The organism is uncultured Comamonas sp. (assembly GCF_964277875.1).
In the GTDB taxonomy this organism is placed as follows: Bacteria; Pseudomonadota; Gammaproteobacteria; order Burkholderiales; family Burkholderiaceae_C; genus Comamonas; species Comamonas sediminis.
On the sequence record NZ_CAXYJV010000034.1, the window covers coordinates 1 to 18345 of the forward strand.

Annotated in this window: 12 protein-coding genes; all 12 read right to left on the bottom strand. The window is 67.4% G+C overall.

Going from position 1 to position 18345, the window contains the following annotated elements; all coding sequences use genetic code 11:
* Nucleotides 1-517: 517 nt before the first annotated feature.
* The 12 genes from cobA to ACHWUQ_RS12045 all read right to left on the bottom strand — a co-directional run bounded on the left by cobA (nt 518) and on the right by ACHWUQ_RS12045 (nt 18310).
* Nucleotides 518-1324, bottom strand: coding sequence for a uroporphyrinogen-III C-methyltransferase (cobA, locus tag ACHWUQ_RS11990; protein WP_394681258.1), 807 nt, complete (start codon nt 1322-1324; stop codon nt 518-520).
* 20 nt (nt 1325-1344) lie between these two features.
* Nucleotides 1345-4206 carry a molybdopterin-dependent oxidoreductase gene (locus tag ACHWUQ_RS11995; RefSeq protein ID WP_394681259.1) on the bottom strand — a complete coding sequence of 954 codons (2862 nt, stop codon included), beginning with the start codon at nt 4204-4206 and terminating at the stop codon, nt 1345-1347.
* A gap of 25 nt (nt 4207-4231) precedes the next feature.
* Nucleotides 4232-4660, bottom strand: coding sequence for a nitrite reductase small subunit NirD (gene nirD, locus ACHWUQ_RS12000; protein ID WP_394681260.1), 429 nt, complete (start codon nt 4658-4660; stop codon nt 4232-4234).
* A gap of 23 nt (nt 4661-4683) precedes the next feature.
* Nucleotides 4684-7203, bottom strand: a complete 2520-nt coding sequence (gene nirB / locus ACHWUQ_RS12005) for a nitrite reductase large subunit NirB (RefSeq protein ID WP_394681261.1) — start codon at nt 7201-7203, stop codon at nt 4684-4686.
* Between the two features lie 295 nt (nt 7204-7498).
* Nucleotides 7499-8329: an ABC transporter ATP-binding protein gene (locus ACHWUQ_RS12010; protein ID WP_394681338.1), complete on the bottom strand. Its 831-nt coding sequence runs from the start codon at nt 8327-8329 to the stop codon at nt 7499-7501.
* A complete protein-coding gene (ntrB, locus tag ACHWUQ_RS12015) occupies nt 8329-9216 on the bottom strand; it encodes a nitrate ABC transporter permease (protein ID WP_394681339.1) in 888 nt (295 codons plus the stop codon). The genes ACHWUQ_RS12010 and ntrB overlap by 1 nt, the downstream gene beginning before the upstream one ends.
* 97 nt (nt 9217-9313) lie before the next feature.
* Nucleotides 9314-10609 (bottom strand): CmpA/NrtA family ABC transporter substrate-binding protein, encoded by a 1296-nt coding sequence (locus ACHWUQ_RS12020; protein ID WP_394681262.1) that lies wholly within the window; start codon nt 10607-10609, stop codon nt 9314-9316.
* A gap of 319 nt (nt 10610-10928) precedes the next feature.
* Complete coding sequence (locus ACHWUQ_RS12025; RefSeq protein WP_394681263.1) at nt 10929-12230, bottom strand: nitrate- and nitrite sensing domain-containing protein; 1302 nt, start codon at nt 12228-12230, stop codon at nt 10929-10931.
* Between the two features lie 77 nt (nt 12231-12307).
* The gene (locus ACHWUQ_RS12030) at nt 12308-13126 is read right to left on the bottom strand and encodes a M55 family metallopeptidase (protein WP_313337007.1); all 819 of its coding nucleotides are present in this window, start codon (nt 13124-13126) and stop codon (nt 12308-12310) included.
* A 4-nt stretch (nt 13127-13130) separates the two neighbouring features.
* The gene (locus tag ACHWUQ_RS12035) at nt 13131-14225 is read right to left on the bottom strand and encodes a P1 family peptidase (protein ID WP_394681264.1); all 1095 of its coding nucleotides are present in this window, start codon (nt 14223-14225) and stop codon (nt 13131-13133) included.
* Nucleotides 14218-15240: a tripartite tricarboxylate transporter substrate binding protein gene (locus tag ACHWUQ_RS12040; protein WP_394681265.1), complete on the bottom strand. Its 1023-nt coding sequence runs from the start codon at nt 15238-15240 to the stop codon at nt 14218-14220. The genes ACHWUQ_RS12035 and ACHWUQ_RS12040 overlap by 8 nt, the downstream gene beginning before the upstream one ends.
* A 196-nt stretch (nt 15241-15436) precedes the next feature.
* A complete protein-coding gene (locus tag ACHWUQ_RS12045; protein ID WP_394681266.1) occupies nt 15437-18310 on the bottom strand; it encodes an Hsp70 family protein in 2874 nt (957 codons plus the stop codon).
* Nucleotides 18311-18345: the final 35 nt, after the last annotated feature.

The following is an 18345-nucleotide window of genomic DNA, read 5'->3' on the forward strand; positions in this document are numbered from 1 at the left end:
CCCGAGCACCACAGGTTGCCCGCAGCGAAGCGAAGGGACGCAGTCAGCAGGGGCAGCCTTCTTTTGGGTACTTTTCTTGGCTGAGCAAGAAAAGTACCTCGCCCGCCGGGGCGAGACCCGGCCAGCAAAACCAAGCAGCGCCGCAGGCATACGCAAAAGCAAGAACTTCAGGCGCCGAGCGCAGCGATGGCCTGCGTCTGCCAATACCCCTTCTGAATGCGCCGAGGAGCACAGGGTATGGGCTGGCAGTTGCACCGCAGAGTGCAACTGCTTCGTGAACTGACTCACCGCGTCTGTTTGAACGGAGCGCCTTTGGCGCGTAGTGAGTTTCGCGGTGCAGCCCATGCCCGAGCACCACAGGTTGCCCGCAGCGAAGCGAAGGGACGCAGTCAGCAGGGGCGGCCTTCTTTTGGGTACTTTTCTTGGCCGCGCAAGAAAAGTACCTCGCCCGCCGGGGCGAGACCCGGCCAACTGCCCTACGCCAGTAGTAAACAGTGCCAATAAAGAAACAAACCCATCAAGCCTGCCGCTCCAAAGGCTCAACAAGCCCCTGCCACAACAAACTAGCATCCGCCAACCCAGCCACCTTCCCGATGACCATCATGCAAGGACTCCCCAACCCACTCCCCTGCAAACAACTCACCAAACAAGACAAAGACGTCAACACCGACCGCTGAGAAGACAAACTAGCGTTCTGCACCAAAGCCACCGGCGTATCCGGCGCCAAGCCACCAGCCAACAGACCAGCCTCAATCAAAGGCGCCGCCCCCACCCCCATGTACACCACCAGGCTGAGCGACATCGCCTCAGCCGTAGCGCCCAACTGGTGCCAATCCAAAGGCGCCCCACCCGGCTTGGCATGGCCGGTCACAAAGACAACACCATGGGCATAGTCGCGGTGGGTCAGCGGCACACCCAGGCTGGTGGCCGCGGCCAGGCCCGAGGTGATGCCGTTGATCACCTCCACCTGCACGCCCTGGGCCTGCAGGTGGGCGACCTCCTCGCCGCCCCGGCCAAAGATGAAAGGGTCGCCGCCTTTGAGGCGGACCACCGTCTCACCTTGGCGCGCGGCCATCACCATCAGCTTTTCGATAAAGGCCTGCGAGGTGCTGGCCCGGCCGCCACGCTTGCCCACATAGATGGTGCGGGTGGCAGCGGGCGCCAGCGCCACGATGTCGGCGGAGACCAGGTCGTCCACCAACAGCAAAGTGGCGGCCTGGATGGCGCGCCAGGCGCGCAGGGTCAGCAGCTCGGGGTCGCCGGGGCCGGCGCCCACCAGGTAGCAGCGGCCGGCGGCGAGGGGTGTGGTGGCAATGGCATGCATGGCAAGACCTTTCAAAAGCATCAGGCAGAAGGGGCCAGCGCGGCCGGGGCCACGCGCTGCACCAGCTGCTTGAGTTGGGGAATACAGGAGCCGCAGCGTGTGCCACAGCCCAAGGTGTTTTTGAGCTCTACCAGGCGCTGCTCCGGCGCGCCGTCGATGCGGGCCAGGGCCTCGCCAATGGCGGCCTCGTCCACATTCATGCAGGCGCAGACCTGGCGTGCGCGGGTGGGCAACGCAGCAGGCGCCTGGCTGCCCGAGGACAGCAGCAGGCGGCCAAAGCTGCGCGTCGATTGCTCATCGCGCAGCACCGGCGCCAGCCACTGGCCGGCACTGGCATCGCCGCAGAGCAAGAAGGCCTGCAGCACCGGCTCGCCCGCTTGCTCGCCCATGGCCATGGCGCGGCTGCACTGGCGCTGCGCATCGGCATAGCGCAGGGTCTGCGGGCCATCGAGCTGCAGCAGCTGCTGCAAACGCGCCAGCAAGGCCGCCGGCGGCGCCTGGCGTGCGGCAGCGCGGAACTGCACGCCATTGCGGCCCTGGCCAGCAGCGCCATCCAGTGGCACGGCGCGGCCAAACAGCACGCAGCTGCCAAAGTCGAACTCGCCTAACAACGTGGCCAGCGCCTGGCGCGTGGCCAGCACCTGGCGGTCATCGAGCCAGGCCATGCCCAGGCACTGCCAGGACAGGCTGGCTTTTTCCAGCTGCACCGCCACGTGCTTCAGCTCGGGCTGCTTGGAGCGCGGGCAGCGCTCGGGTGTGGTCAGCGCGTTCACGCCCGCCAGGCGCTGGCCGTCCACGGTGCTGCCGCTCAAGTGCATGCTGCCCCAGTGCATCGGCAGGTTCAGCTGCGCGGGCTGCAGGCCGGCATCGGCCAGCACCGGCAGCACCAGGCTGCCGTAGCGGCTGTGCAGCTGCACCAGGTCGCCATCCTGCAGTTGCAGGCGGCGCATGTCCTGCGGGTGGGCCTGCACGCTGGGCTCGCTGGCATGGGCAAACAGGCGGCCCAGCTGGCCGGTGCGGCTCATGCCATGCCACTGGTCGCGCAGGCGGCTGGTGTTCAGGCTGAAGGGGTAGTGCGCATCGCGCGGCACGGCCACCGGCTTCCAGGCCTGGGCATCAAAACGGGCGCGGCCATCGTCGGTGGCAAACCGGCCATCGCTGTAGAGGCGCTGGCGCCCTTGGGCCGCGCCGCTGGGCAGCGGCCACTGCTGCGGGCCTTGCGCCTCCAGCAGCGCCCAGCTCAGGCCCGTGATGTCCAGGTCGCGCCCGCGCGTGCTGTCGCGGTGCTCCGTCCAGATGGCTTCGCAGCCGCGCTCGGCCTGCACGGTGTCATAGGCAAACAGGCTGGGGCTACCAGGGCGCAGATGGCGTTCCAGCCGCTGGGCCAGTTGCACGCCAATCTGCCAGTCATGGCGCGCCTGGCCGGGCGCTGCCACCGCCGCGCGCACCCGCGATATGCGGCGCTCGCTGTTGGTGACCGTGCCCAGCTTCTCGCCCCAGGTGGTGGCGGGCAGCAGCCAGTCGGCGTAAACGGTCGTCTCGGTCTGGGCAAAGGCCTCCTGCACCACCACCAGCTCGGCCCGCTCCAGCGCGCGGCGCACCATGGCTTGCTCGGGCATGCTCTGCGCGGGGTTGGTGCAGGCAATCCACAGGGCCTTGATCTGGCCATCGGCCGCCGCCTCAAACATCTCCAGCGCCGACTTGCCGGGCAGCGCCGGCACGGCCTCCACGCCCCACAGCTGGGCCACCTCGGCCCGGTGCTGCGGGTTGGCCATGTCGCGGTGGGCGCTGAGCAGGTTGGACAGGCCGCCCACCTCGCGCCCGCCCATCGCATTGGGCTGGCCGGTCAAGGACAGGGGGCCCGCGCCCGGCTTGCCGATCTGGCCGGTGGCCAGGTGCAGGTTGATCAGCGCCGCATTGTTGGCCGTGCCGCTGCTGCTTTGGTTGAGCCCCTGGCAGTACAGGCTGAGGGTGGGCAGGCGTTCGCTGTTCGTACCCGGCGCATCGGCCCCGCCCCAGGCCAGCCATTGTGCGGCCAGGTAGAGGTCGGCCAGCGCCAGGCCGCAGACCTGGGCCACCCGCTCCGGCGTCGCCTCACGCACGATCGCATGCAGTTGCGCAAAGCCACTGGTGTGCGCATCGATAAAGGCTGGGTCGGCCCAGCCCTGGGCCAGCATGATGTGCAAGAGGCCATGGCAGAGCATCACATCGCTGCCCGGCTGCAGGGCCAGGTGCAGATCGGCCAGCTCGGCGGTCTCGGTGCGGCGCGGGTCAACAACGATGATCTTGCGCTCGGGATGACGCGCCTTGGCCTCTTCCACCCGGCGGAACAGGATGGGGTGCGCCCAGGCCATATTGCTGCCGCTGATGAACAAGCAGCCGGCCAGGTCGATGTCCTCATAGCAGGCCGGCGGTGCATCCGCCCCCAGGGTGGCCTTGTAGCCGGCCACCGCGCTGCTCATGCACAGGCGCGAGTTGGTGTCCAGGTTGTTGGTGCCTAACAAGCCTTTGACCAGCTTGTTGAACACGTAGTAGTCCTCGGTCAGCAGCTGGCCGCTCAGGTAAAAGCCCAGCGCATCGGGTCCATGGTCGGCATGGATTTGCAGCAGCTGGCGGGCCAGCTGGTCCAGCGCCGTGTCCCAGCTGCGGGCCTCGGGTGCGGCCCCGCGCTGCAGGCGCTGCATCGGCTGCAGCAAGCGGCTTTGCCGCGCCAGCGCGGGCGCTGCCGTCAGGTGCAGGCTGCTGCCCTTGGTGCAGAGCTTGCCCTGGTTGGCCGGGTGCGCCGGGTCGCCGCGCACGGCGGTGATCTGCTGGCCGTCGGACGTGATGATCACGCCGCAGCCCACGCCGCAATAGGGGCAGGTGGATCGGGTCTCTCGCATGGGCGGCTCCGTCCGGTGGGCGAAATCAGGCGGCCACGGTGGATGGCGACGAACTGCAGCTGGAGGCAGCCGAACCGCAGCGCCCCAGGCCTACCGGTCCCGCCAGCGGCCGGGTCTGCTCCAGCGCATGCTGGGCCAGCTCATCGGCGCGCAGCTGCACCGCGCTGCCTTCCAGCCGCACCGCAAAGCGCGGGGTGCACCCTTCATCGGGGGCTGCGGCCTGGCCGGTGGCCAGCGCAATCGTCCAGTTGTGCAAGGGGCAGGCCACGCTGCTGCCAAACACCAGGCCTTGCGACAGCGGACCGCCCTTGTGCGGGCAGCGGTCGAGCAGTGCAAACACCTCGCCGCTGGCGGTGCGGAACACGGCGACATCCAGCCCCTGGGCGCGGGCCACGCGGCGGGCGCCCAGCACCGGAATCTCATCGATGGCGCAGATGGTGATCCATTCATTCATGTCGGTCTCCTGGCGGCGCGGCATCATGCGCCGGCGGTGGTGGTGGCGGGTACGGGGGCGGACAGGGCCGCCAACACAGGCGCAGCCTGCAGTGCGGGCAGCACCGGCAGCGGCTGGAACTGGCGCAGATCCACGGCCGCCTTGTCGGTCTCGAACCAGGGGTCGGGCTCGCCCTCCAGCGCCTGCTGCAGCTGGGCCCAGAGCGCCTGGCGGCCAGCGGCATCGTCCAGAATGCGGCGCTTGACATAGTCCAGCCCCACCCGGTTCACGTAGTGCACCGTGCGCTCCAGGTACCAGCCCTCCAGCCGGTAGAGCTGCATAAAGGCACCGGTGTACTCCAGCACCTCCTCGGCAGTCTTGAGCTTGGTGAGAAAGTGCGCCACCTCGGTCTTGATGCCGCCGTTGCCGGCGATGTACATCTCCCAGCCCGAGTCCACGCCGATGATGCCCACATCCTTGATGCCTGATTCAGCGCAGTTGCGCGGGCAGCCGCTGACGGCAAATTTCACCTTGTGCGGCGCATACATGCGCCACATCGCGCGCTCCAGGTCCTTGCCCATCTGCGTGCTGTCCTGCGTGCCCATGCGGCACCACTCGCTGCCCACACAGGTCTTGACGGTGCGCAGCGCCTTGGCATAGGCGTGGCCGCAGGGCATGCCTATGTCGTTCCACACGCCTTGCAGGTCTTCCTTTTTCACGCCCAGCAGGTCAATGCGCTGGCCGCCGGTCACCTTCACGGTGGGGATCTGGTACTTGTCCACCACATCGGCAATGCGGCGCAGTTCGGCGGCCGTGGTCTCCCCGCCCCACATGCGCGGGATCACGCTGTAGGTGCCATCCTTTTGGATGTTGGCATGGCTGCGCTCGTTGATGAAGCGGCTTTGCGGGTCGTCACGCGCCTCCTTGGGCCAGGTGCTGATCAGGTAGTAGTTGATGGCCGGGCGGCAGCTGGCGCAGCCATTGGGCGTCTTCCATTCCATGAAGCGGAAGACGCTGTCGGTCGTCAGCAGCCGGTGCTCACGGATGGCATCGCGCACCGCCTGGTGGCCATGCTCACTGCAGCCGCACATCGGCTTGGTCTTGGGCGATGCCGAATAGTCCCCACCGACGGTGAACATGATGATCTGCTCGACCAGGCCGGTGCAGGAGCCGCAGCTGGCACTGGCCTTGGTGTGCTTGCGCACCTCGTCCAGGGTGAACAAGCCCTTGTCCTTGATGGCCTTGCAGATGGCGCCCTTGCTGACGCCATTGCAGCCGCAGACCTCGTCGGCATCCGCCAGCGCGGCGGCCTTGTTCTGGCCCTGGTGGCCGGCATCGCCCAGGTTGGATTCGCCAAACATCAGCTTGTCGCGGATATCGGCCACGCTGCGGCCTTCGCGCAGCAGTTTGAAGTACCAGCTGCCATCGACCGTATCGCCATACAGGCAGGCGCCCACCAGCCGGTCTTCCTTGATCACCAGCTTTTTGTACACGCCTGAGTAGGGGTCGCTCAGCACGATCTGCTCGGTGCCCTCCCCGCCCTGGAAATCCCCGGCCGAGAACAGATCGATGCCGGTGACCTTGAGCTTGGTCGAGGTGAGCGAGCCCTGGTAGCGGCCAATGCCCAGCTCGGCCAGGTGGTTGGCCAGCACCTTGCCCTGCTCAAACAGCGGTGCCACCAGGCCGTAGGCAATGCCCCGGTGCGCGGCGCACTCGCCCACCGCATAGATGCGCGGGTCGGTGATGGTCTGCATGGTGTCGCTGACGACAATGCCCCGGCTCACATGCAGGTGCATGGCCTCGGCCAGTGCCGTGTTGGGGCGGATGCCGACGGCCATCACCACCAGGTCGGCCTCGATCTCGCGGCCATCGGCAAAGCGCAGCGCACGCACCCGGCCTTCGGCATTGCCCAGCAGCTCCTGCGTCTGCGCCTGCATGAAAAACTGCATGCCCCGCTCGATCAGCGACTTCTTCAGCAGCTGCCCGGCCTGGTCATCCAGCTGGCGCTCCATCAGCCACTCGCCGGCATGCACTACCGCTACCTGCATGCCGCGCTTCATCAGCCCATTGGCCGCCTCCAGCCCCAGCAGGCCGCCACCAATCACCACCGCATGGCGCCAGCTGCTGGCCGCATCGATCATCGCCTGGGTATCGGCAATGTCGCGGTAGGCCAGCACGCCTTGCAGCTCCTTGCCGGCAATCGGTAGCATGAAGGGGTTGGAGCCGGTGGCCAGAATGAGCCGGTCGTAGCCGGCCGTCACCGCCTCGCCCTGGGCATTGCGGGCATGCACCACGCGTCGGGCGCGGTCCACCGCATGCACCGTGCAGCCGGCATGCAGGCGCACGCCATGCGTCTCGTACCAGCTCCAGTCGTTGAGGACGATGTCCTCCAGGGTCTGCTCGCCCGCCAGCACCGGCGACAGCAGGATGCGGTTGTAGTTGGGGTGTGGCTCCGCGCCAAATACCGTTATCTCGTACAAATCCGGGGCCAGGGCCAGCAGCTCTTCGAGCGCACGCACACCCGCCATACCGTTGCCAACCATGACCAACTTGATTTTTTTCATAGCATTTCCCGTGGGCAGCACAAAAAAAAAGACGTCTAGGCGCCGCATGCCAGGCATGCGCGCTTAGACGTCTTTGTCTTTGGACGGCAGCGCCACTTTGCACCACCACCCGGTGGCCGCCATGGCCACGCCAACAACTATGCAAGTTCCATACCAAGTTGGCTGTCGACGCGCGCCGGCAGCCGCGCATCGCCTGTGCACATTTTTTGTGCTGCTTGGGTGCCGCCCTGCCTCATTTGCGTGCATAAAAAAGGCGCTCCGTGGGGAGCGCCTGGGGCAGCATCCGCGGCAGTGCTCAGGCCACCTTCTCCACATGCACCTGGCGGGTGTAGAGAAAGTCAATCACCGACTTGCGGCAGGCCTGGTACTGCGCATCCTCGGCCAAGGCCACCCGGTTGCGCGGGCGGGCCAGGGGCACCGTCAGCACCTCGCCGATCGTCGCAGCGGGCCCATTGGTCATCATCACAATCTTGTCGGACAGCAGCACGGCCTCATCGACATCATGGGTCACCATCACCACGGTGCTGCGCGTGCGCGCAACGATCTCCAGCATCTCGTCCTGCAGCTTGGCGCGGGTCAGGGCATCCAGCGCGCCAAAGGGCTCGTCCATCAGCAGCACCTGGGGTTCCATCGACAAGGCCCGGGCAATGCCCACGCGCTGCTTCATGCCGCCCGATATCTCGCCAGGGCGCTTTTGCGCCGCGTGGGTCAGGCCCACCAGCGCCAGCGCGGCATCGGTACGGGCGGCGAGCTGGGCCTTGCGCTCACGCCCGCCAAACACCCGCTCGACTGCCAGGTGCACATTGGCCCAGCAGGTCAGCCAGGGCAACAGCGAATGGTTCTGGAACACGACGGCCCGCTGCGGCCCGGGGCCCTTGATCTCGCGGTTGGCGCAGAGCAAGGTGCCTTCGCTGGGGCTGGTCAGGCCGGCAATCAGGTTCAGCAAGGTGGATTTGCCGCAGCCCGAGTGGCCGATCAGGCTGACAAACTCGCCCTGGGCAATCTCCAGGTTGATGTCCTGCAGCGCCTGGAACAGGCCTTTGGCGGTCTTGAAGCTTTGCGCCACCTGCTGGATCTCGATGTACTTGCCCTGGGACGTGGCGGGGATGTTGAGCGTATTGGGCATCATGCCTTGACCTCCTCGAAAGTGAATGCCGAGGCCAGGCGGATCAGCGCCCATTCCAGCAGCAGGCCGACCAGGCCAATGACAAAGATCGCGATGATGATGTTCTTGACGTTGAGGTTGTTCCACTCGTCCCAGACCCAGAAGCCAATGCCCACGCCACCGGTCAGCATCTCGGCAGCGACGATCACCAGCCAGGCGGTGCCCACGGCCAGGCGCACGCCCGTCAGCATGTAGGGCAGCACGGCGGGAAAGAGGATGGTGGTGGCAATCTTCCACTCGCTCAGGTTCAGCACCCGCGCCACATTCATATAGTCCTGTGGCACGCGCTGCACGCCCACGGCCGTGTTGATCACCATCGGCCAGATCGAGCAGATGAAGATGGTCCAGATCGCCGCCGGGTTCGCGCCCTTGAACACCAGCAGCCCAATCGGCAGCCAGGCCAGCGGCGAGACCGGGCGCAGCAGGCTGATCACCGGGTTGAACATGCGCGAGAGAAACTCAAAGCGGCCGATGACAAAGCCCAGCGGAATGCCAACCAGCGCCGCCAGGCCAAAGCCGATGCTTACCCGCTGCAGCGAGGCCAGCACATTCCAGCCCACGCCCTGGTCATTGGGGCCCTTGCGGTAGAAGGGATCGCGAAAGATCTCCTGCGCCTGCAGCCAGGTCTCCTGCGGGCTGGGGATGCCGGGGTTGCCCTGGGCGAAGATGGACCACAGCACCAGCAGCAGGCCAAAGCCGAGCACCGGTGGCAGCAGGCTTTGCACCAAGCTGCCAAAGCGCTGCTGCCAGGCGGCGGCCAGATCGCGCGGGGCCGCAGCAGCCGGCGCGGATGGCGCTGATGGCTCGGCCGCCGCAGCCGCCCCAGCGGTGGGCAGGCTGCGCGCCATGTGCTCATGGATGGACAAGACCTTGCGCTCGGCCGGGGCCGATGTCGGCAAGGGCGACACACTCTCTCGCAGTGCAACTGGCATGGGGTGCTCCTTATCAGGCTTTGATCGCAAAGCTGTCGGCGTACTTGGCGGGGTCCGATCCATCCCAGACCTTGCCGTCGATCAGCGCGCTGCTGCGCATGTCCGACTTGGGCACGGCCATCTTCAGCTGCGTGGCCGCTTCCTTGTACAGCGCGGTCTGGTTGATCTTTTTCGCGACGGCCAGGTAGTCGGGGTGGTTCTTCAGCAAACCCCAGCGCTTGTGCTGGGTGAGGAACCACATGCCATCGGACAGGTAGGGGTAGCTGGCATCGCCGTCGGCAAAGAACTTCATGTGGTTGGGGTCGTCCCAGGTCTTGCCCATGCCATTCTGGTAGCGGCCCAGAATGCGCTGGTTGATCGCATCCACGCTGGTGTTCACATAGGCCTTGCCGGCGATGGTCTCGGCCATCTTCTGCTTGTTCTGCAGGCTGGCATCGATCCAGCGGCCCGCCTCCAGGATGGCCATGGTGACAGCGCGTGCGGTGTTGGGGTTGCGGCTGACAAAGTCCTGCGTGCAGCCCAGCACCTTTTCCGGGTGGTCGCGCCAGATGTCCTGGGTGGTGACGGCCGTGATGCCGATGCCATCCATGATCGCGCGGTGGCCCCAGGGCTCGCCCACGCAAAAGCCATCCATATTGCCCACCCGCATATTGGCCACCATCTGCGGCGGCGGCACGGTGATCACCTTGGCATCCTTGAGCGGGTGGATGCCCGCGCTGGCCAGCCAGTAGTAGAGCCACATCGCATGGGTCCCCGTCGGGAAGGTCTGCGCAAAGGTGTATTCGCGCTTCTCGGCGGCCATCAGCTTGGCGAGCGAGGCAGCATCCACCGCGCCCTTGTCGGCCAGTTTTTTGGACAGGGTGATCGCCTGGCCATTGCGGTTGAGCGTCATCAGCACCGCCATGTCCTTTTGCGGGCTGCCCACACCCAGCTGCACGCCGTAGACCAGGCCATAGAGCACATGGGCCATGTCCAGGTCGCCATTGGTCAGCTTGTCGCGCACGCCGGCCCAGCTGGCTTCCTTGCTGGGCATGATCTTGACGCCGTACTTCTGGTCCAGCCCCAGCACCGAGGCCATCACCACGCTGGCGCAGTCGGTCAACGGGATAAAGCCGATGTTGACCTCTTTTTTCTCGGGCGCATCCGAGCCAGCGGCCCAGACCCCCTGGTGGCCCAGCGCGCTGTAGACAAAGGCTGCGGCCGTTGCCCGGGCGCCATGGCGCAGAAACTGGCGGCGGCCGGCCTGGGCCGACGGAGCGGGCGAGGCCTCGGCCGCCGGGGCGGTATCAGTGGTGGGGCGTGTCGTCATTCTGGTCGGACTCCATCGAAAGCGTTGCATGTTCCAAAAACAAAAAACGGCGTCCTTCCGCTGATGGCTTGCACCATCAGGAAAGGGACGCCGTTGTCCCGAAATAACTCGCGATTACCGGAAACAGGCCGCCTTTGGCCTGGTTGAAGAGATCAATGCATTTTCCATGCCAATTTAAAAAATGCGGTGCTTCTCTCTGGCGTGCGGACCGCTGCCAGCACGGAATGCCCTCCACCGTCCCTGCAATGGTGCATTGCAGCAGTGGGTTGCACGGTGGCTGCCATGCTTTGGTGCGCAGGATTGTTGGTAGCGGCCCGGATCAGCGCCGCTCGGGGGCGGCAGGCGTGGCAGGCGCTCCAGGCACGGTGGGCACCAAGGCCGCCATCGCCAGCACCGCCTCGGCCACCTCCTGCATGCGCTTGTTCTGGTTCATCGCCGTCTGGCGCAGCAGCTGGTAGGCATCGCTCTCGCTGAGCTGGTGCTGGGCCATCAGCAGGCCCTTGGCGCGCTCCAGGGTCTTGCGTTCATGCAAGGCAGTGCGGGCCTCGTGGATCTGGCTCTGCATGGTCTGAAGCCGCTGCGCTTGCTGCTGCACCAGTGACAAGATATCCCGCCCCAGCGCCGGTGCGCCCACGGCATCCAGCGACCAGGCATCGGGCGGCGCCGAGGCCTCAAAAAAGGCCATGCCGCCCTCTGCGGCCCCTGTGCCTCCTTCGGCGCCCGGCGACAGCGCCTGCAAGGCCGCCAGCGCTTGCTCCTGGGCCTGCAGCTTGTGCAGGCACAGCACCTGCAGCTCCTGCGCCACCAAGGTCTCCACGCCATGCAAGGCATCGAGCCGGTGGCTGCAGGCGGCAAACCAGTCGGCGCTCCAGCTGCGGTTCAGGCTGGCGCCGGTGGCGGTGTGGGCCACGCGGCGCATGCGCTCCACCGCCGCCATATCGGTATCGCCGGCCACATGGGCCTGCCACAGCAGCAGCACGCGGGCGCTGGCCAGGCTGGCAAACACCTCAAAGCAGCGTTCCTGCGATTCGATCAGGTGCAGCCACTGCGCCCGGGCGCCGGGCTGCAGCTGGCCCGAGGCAAAGGCGCTGGTGCCACAGGCGCGCTCCTGCCCGGCCAGCTCCTTGCCCTGCATCAGGTGGAACAGGGCCACCAGCATGCGCGAAATCTCGGGCTCGTTGGCGCTGTCGGCCGCCTCAAACACCACGGCCAGGCAGCCGGCAATCAGGCGCGCAAAGGCATCGGTGCAGACCGCCGGTGTCAGCCCGCCGGCCTGCACCTGGGCGCGCAGCGCAGGCAGGGCCGCCACGCCTTGCAAGGTATAGGCAATGGCATTGCACAGCCGCGCGCCGCTGCCGCCCGAGGGGTGCGGGCCCAGGCGATCGAGCTCATCGCGCACATTGGCGATCTGTGCATCCGCCAGCAGCCGCTGGGGCGCCAGCAGCTCGGCGCCCTGCGCGCCGCCGCTGGCCAGCACCATGTTCGACAGCCCGCGCTCCTTTTGCAGCGCATGCACCAGCGAGGACATGGCCACCACCAGCGAGCAGGCCTTGCCCAGCTGTTCCAGCGCAGCCATCTCATGCTGGCGGGCAGCGACCAGAAAATGCAGGGAAGACTTCATAAACGCGCACCAACGATGTTGAGCGCTCTAACCAGCAGGTTTCATGCCATGCCCGCCGGAGCATGGCTACAGGCCGCTCAGCGCAGCATGCTGGACATGGCTGACAGGCAATTGGTCATGCGCACGGCCGATTCGATATCCGGCGCGCTGAAGCGCACCGTGCGGCCATCGACCCGCTCCAGGGCCGGCCACTGGCAGAACAGATCGGCCATGCCCGGCGAGGTCGCGGCAATCTGCACCTGCACCGGGCTCGCCGTTGGCAGCGGCTGGCAGCGCGCGCGGCCGGCCAGGCCCTGCTCCACCCCGGCGCGGATCGCCTGCTGCGCCTGCTCGGGCGAGAGGCTGATGCCGCTGCCCTGGCCCGTGGCGCGCTTGGTCTGCACAAACACCGCATGCGGGAAGATCGCCTGGTTCTCCTCGCGCAGCACATCGTCGCCGGCCAGCATCACCACCGGCGCGCCATAGGCGCCTGCCAACGCGCCATAAATGCTGGCCTCACTGGCCTCCTGCCCGTTGATGTGGATGCTGGCAAACGCAAAGCTGTTGATGGTGTGGGCCAGGATGCCCCGGCCCTGCGCGCGCGAGTGGTAGCCGACCATGCAGACCGCATCCACCCCCAGCTCCACGCCCGCCACCATGCTCAGGTAGCGCGGCTTGCCCTGGATGACCTGGGCGCGCGCATCGAGCAGATCGGGCGGCATGTTGCGAAAGCCGCCATGCGAGTCGTTGACATAGACCTCCTCCGCGCCAGCGGCAAAAGCGCCTTCGACAGCAGCATTGGCTTCCTGGGCCATCAGGCGGCGCGCGCGCTCGTACTCCGGGTTGCCCGCGCGCACCTGCTCGGGGTGGTAGACACCGGCCACGCCTTCGATATCGACAGAAATCAGTACTTTCATCGCTTCAGTCCTTGCAGAGTTCTTGCAGCCCCCAGCGCTGGTGGCCGTCCCGCCCTTGCACGCTCTGGGCATGCCACAGCGCATTCAAAATGGATTGCTCCACCGCATCGGCCGCCGCGCGGAACAGCGGGTCCAGCTGCGCCTCATGCAGCATCGCCAGCGCCGGCATCGGCGTGGCCGCATCGGCGGGCAGGGTGTAGGCCGTCGAGAACGCCAGCGCGATATCGCCGCTGCCATGGCCGTAACAGGAGCCGGTGTTGGCCAGGCCGGCGGCGGCACGCCGCGCCAGGCGGCTGAGCTGGCGGCTGTCCAGCGGCGCATCGGTGGCCAGCAGCATGATGATGCTGCCCTTGTCCACACCATCGCCTACTTCGGCACCTGCCACTGCGCCAGCGGCCAGCTTGGCCTGCAGCCGTCGCTCCAGCGCTGCACCCGGCGCCTGGCCGCCCCAGCGCAGATCGGCCAGCTTGCCCATATTGGCCAGCACCAGCGCACCCACGGTATAGCGCTGCTCGCCCACCACCACCTGGCGCGATGCGCTGCCGATGCCGCCCTTGAGCTGGAAGGCCGACATGCCCCGGCCCGCACCCACCGCGCCCTGCACCACGTCGGGCGAAGCGCTGTCCAGCGCCGCCTGGTAGTGCGCCGGGCCCATGGCCATGCGCTGGATATCGCTCAGGTAGCCATCATTGCATTCCAGCACCAGCGCATTCACGGTGGGCAGGCTGCGGCCGCATTCAGGGTTGGCCGCAATACACTGCGCAATCTGCGCCTGCACCACGGCAGAGACGCCAAAGGTATTGGTCAGCGCAATCGGGGTTTCGATCTGGCCCAGCTCGGCCAGCTGCACCAGGCCGGCACTCTTGCCAAAGCCGTTGATCACCGCCAGGCCGGCGGGCAGCTTGTGCAGGAAGGGGTTGTCCACCGGCGGGATCAGCACCGTGACCCCGGTCTGCAGATCGCCATCGGCCACCGTGCAATGCCCCAGGCGCAGGCCAGCCACATCGGTGATGGCATTGCGCGGGCCCGCCGGCAGCAGGCCGACGACGGGCAATTGCCTGCAGGCGTCCAGCAGTGCGGCGTCTTGGGTATCAATCAATGTGCGCTCCCGAGTCCTGCACCACCTGCTTCCAGTAGGCCAGCTCGGCTGGCAGGCTGGCCTTGAAGCTTTGCGGGGTCGACACCACCGATTCGGCGCCCAGGGTCTTCAGGCGCTCGGCCATCACCGGCGTCGCCAGCACCTTGGTGATCGCGGCATGCAGGCGCACGACGACGGTATCGGGCGTGCCGGCTGGTGCAAACAGGCCGTACCAGCTGGTGACGGCCAGGCCCTTGCCCAGCGGCGGGATCTCAGGCGCCAGCTGGGTTGGCTTGTCCGAGGCCACGCCCAAAACGCGCAGCTTGCCGCTGGTGACAAAGGGCATCACACCAGGAAAGCTGCCAAAGGTCATCGGCAGCTGGCCGGCGACCACATCGGTGGCAGCGGCCGAGGCGCCCTTGTAAGGCACATGCAGCAGGTCCACGCCCTTTTGCTTTTTCAGCATCTCGCCTAGCAAATGGTTCAAGGTGCCATTGCCGGCCGATGCGTACTCGACCTTGCCCGGGTGCTGCTTGGCATAGGCCACCAGCTCATCCAGGTTCTTGGCCGGGAAGTTCGGGTTCACCACCAGCAGATACGGCGCCACGGCCAGCTGCATCACCGGCGTGAAGTCCTTGATCGGGTCAAAAGGCACCGAGCTGTAGAGCGCCGGGTTGATCGTGTAAGCGCTCTGCGCCGTCACCAGAAAGGTGTAGCCATCGGCCGCGCTGCGCGCCACCTGGCTGGTGCCCACATTGCCATTGGCCCCTGCCCGGTTCTCCACAATCACCGGCTGCCCGAGCGACTGGCCCAGGCCCTGTGCGACGGCGCGGGCAATCACATCATTGGCACCGCCGGGGGCCTGGGGCACGACAAAGGTGATGGGCTTGTTCGGCCAGTTGGCCGTACTGCTAGCGGTACTCCCTTGTGCCCAGGCCTGGGGTAGCACGCCGCCCGCCAGCACGGCGGCCAGTGCCGCAGCCAGCGCAGCACGGCGCGGCAAGCAAGCTGAAGAGGGGGTCGTGTCAAACATCATTGCAATATCTCCTGAAAGTGGCACCGCGCCCGCAGTTCCGCGCGGCGCAGCCGCCATTGTTGCACTGGCCGGTGGCCACAATGCCGCGACGGGCGCCGCCACCCGTCGCGATTGCAGCAGAGGGCAGCGCCCAAACACGGGGCGAAAGGCCTGTTCCAAGCCACGGCCGCGGCGTGATGAGCGCTTGAACAGGCGCTTACAGCAACGCCAGACCCGGCGGCAGGCTGTCGCCCAGGCTGCGCTGCTGGTCTTCGGCATCCATCTCCACCACCTGGCTCACCATCGCGATCCAGCGCTCGGGTGCGCCGCTGCTGCGCATCTTCTCCAGCACCGCGCTGCGCAGCGCATCGGGCAGGTCACGGGCGCGGTCGCCGGTCATGCGCGCCATCTGCAGCGCTGCAAACATGGCGGTCTCGTTGCGGCGCCAGTCCTGGGCCAGCGTGGCCTGCACAAACTCCTGGGCGGCGTCGGGGGGCATGACGAGGTGGGCATTGGCGGCCATCGGCTGGCGGGCGGCCAGGCGGCCAATGGCCCACCAGGTCTGCACGGTTTCGCCCTCGCGCTTCAGGCGCTGCAGCATCCACTGGCCCATCTCCTGGCGGTACTGCCAAGGCACGGCCTCCATCGCGGCAAACAGGCGCAGCATGTCGTCATAGCTGCCATGGCTGCTTTTGCCGCCACTGCCATCGGCGCGCTTGCGGGCGGTTTGCTGCACCGCCTTTTGCATGTGGCCGGCCACATCTTCGAGCAGCTCCATCTGCTGCGCTTCGTTCAGGCCGGCAGCCACGCGGCGCCAGAACACCCACCATTCGGTCCAGTTGCCCGGCTCCTTGCCATGGCCCAGGCCTTGCGGGTACAGCGCCCAGACCTGCTCCACCCGCCAGGCATCGAGCTGCGCACCCAGGCCCGGGCGCAGGCACCAGCCGGCCAGGTTCAGCCAAGCGCGCTCATGCTCGGGCGTGCGGCGGCGGCGCTTGGCACGCGCCAGCAGCGCATCAAACATCGCGCGCAGCAGTGCCAGATCCCAGCTGTTGCGCGGGCCCAGCAGCCGCTCCAGCACCTGGCGCAGCTGGCGTACTTCCTTGGCGTCCACCGCCTGCGCCTGGTTGCCAAAAATACGGTCGATCTGCGCAATCGCCTGCTCCCGGCGAGCGCTGGCATGCGCCTCGCCGGCGCTGTCAGCGGTGGCCACGCTTTCATCCGCAGCCTGCACCGTGCCGCGCAGGCTGAGCGGCAGCAGCCAGGATTGGCTCGGGTCATCGACCGCCATGCAGCGCACCTCCAGGGTGCCGACTTCAGTCATGCTGGCCTGCAGCTGCACCTCGATCTGGGCCTGGTGCTGGCCCTCGGGCGCGGGCAGCACGGTGGCCAGCGGCGGCAGCTCCACCCAACCATCGCCCTGCAACGGCGCCAGCTGCCCGGCCTGGGCCGGCTGGCTGGGCAAGCTGTTGGCCAGCAGGTCAAAGCGCACCGCCTGGCCCAGCTTGAGCGCAAAGCGCCGGCCCGATAACACCATGCGCACCCCTTCCTGCGTGCCGCGCGGCAGCAGGCACAGGCCCTGGGGTGCTGCGCCCTTGGCACCGGGCAGCAGCAGCCAGTAGCTGCGCGCCGATCCGCCCCCAATCTGCGGCAAGCGGCTGCGCAGGGGGGCCACAGGCGGTGCTGCTGCATCGGTGGTTGCGGGTAGCGCTGCGGCGGGCTCAGTCTCGGGCGCAAAACGGGTCAGGCCATAGGCGGCCGCGCCCCGGGCCACGGCCCAGTCGGGGTGCGGGTTGTGCAGCACGCGCACTGGCGTGCCGCGCCAGGCGCTGAGCTGCTGCGTCAGCCGCTCCACCACCGCATGCGCATGGAACACGCCGCCATTGAGCAAGACGGTATCGGGCAGCGCCTGCGCCCCGCCGTTGCCCGCATGCTGCGCCAGAAACTGCGCCAGATGCCGGGTGATGGCCGCATCAGCCGGGTAGGGCAGGCCAAAGCCGCGCAAGGCGCCCTGGCGTTTGCTGGGCACCGCGCTGCGCTCGGCCAGCGGTAAGAAGCCTTCAACCACCCATTGCTGCACCTGGGCGCGGCTCAGGCTGGCCGTCTTGCTTTGGGCCAGCAGGCGGCTGCCGCCGCCCAGCAGGGTCACCGCCACCTGCTCGGGCGCATCAGCCGCCAGCAACTGCTCCTTGGCGATGCGGCAGCGCTGCACCAGCTGCGCAAAGCGGGCCGCCGGCAGGCGCTGGCCCTCGGGCGCAAACTGGGGCTCCAGCTGGTGGGCCAGCGCCAGATCCATGTTGTCGCCGCCCAGCATCAGGTGCTCGCCCACGGCAGTGCGTGTCAGGCTCGGCAGGCCGCCATCGGCGGCGGGCTCGACCTGGATCAGGGTCAGGTCGGTGGTGCCTCCGCCCACATCCACCACCAGCACCAGCCGGCTGTCGGCGAGCCGCGCAGCCAGCTGCTCGCCCTGCAGTACCAGCCAGTCGTGGAAAGCGGCCTTGGGCTCTTCGAGCAAATGCACCTGCGGCAGGCCGGCCCGTTGAGCGGCCTCCACAGTCAGCGCGCGCGCGCCCTCATCAAACGAGGCGGGCACCGTCAGCACAACGATCTGCGCGCTCAGTGGCGCCTGCGGATGGGCCTGCTCCCAGGCAGCCTTCACATGCGCCAGGTAGGAGGCCGATGCTGCCAGCGGCGATATCTTGGCGACCTCGTCACCGGCGCCCCAGGGCAGGATGGCCGCGCTGCGGTCCACCCCCGGGTGCGACAGCCAGCTTTTGGCGCTGGCTACCAGGCGGCTGGGCACAGCGGTGCCCAGGTCACGGGCCCAGCGTCCCACTACCGCCGGCGCTTCATCGCTCGCGCCTTGCGGCGGCCAGGGCTGTTGCCAGGCATCACCCAACTCCCCCGCAGCCGCCTGGTAGCGCACCGAGGGCAGCAGGGTCTGCGCCTGTACCTCGCCCGCACTGCTGCGCTGGGGAATGGTCAGCAGCGCAATCTCGTCCCCCGCCGCCGTCAGTGGTGCATAGGCCACCACCGTGTGGCTGGTGCCCAGATCGATACCAATGACATAGGAGGGGGACGAGGAATTCATAAACGGCCAAGCGAGACGGCAAAAACCCGGCCAAG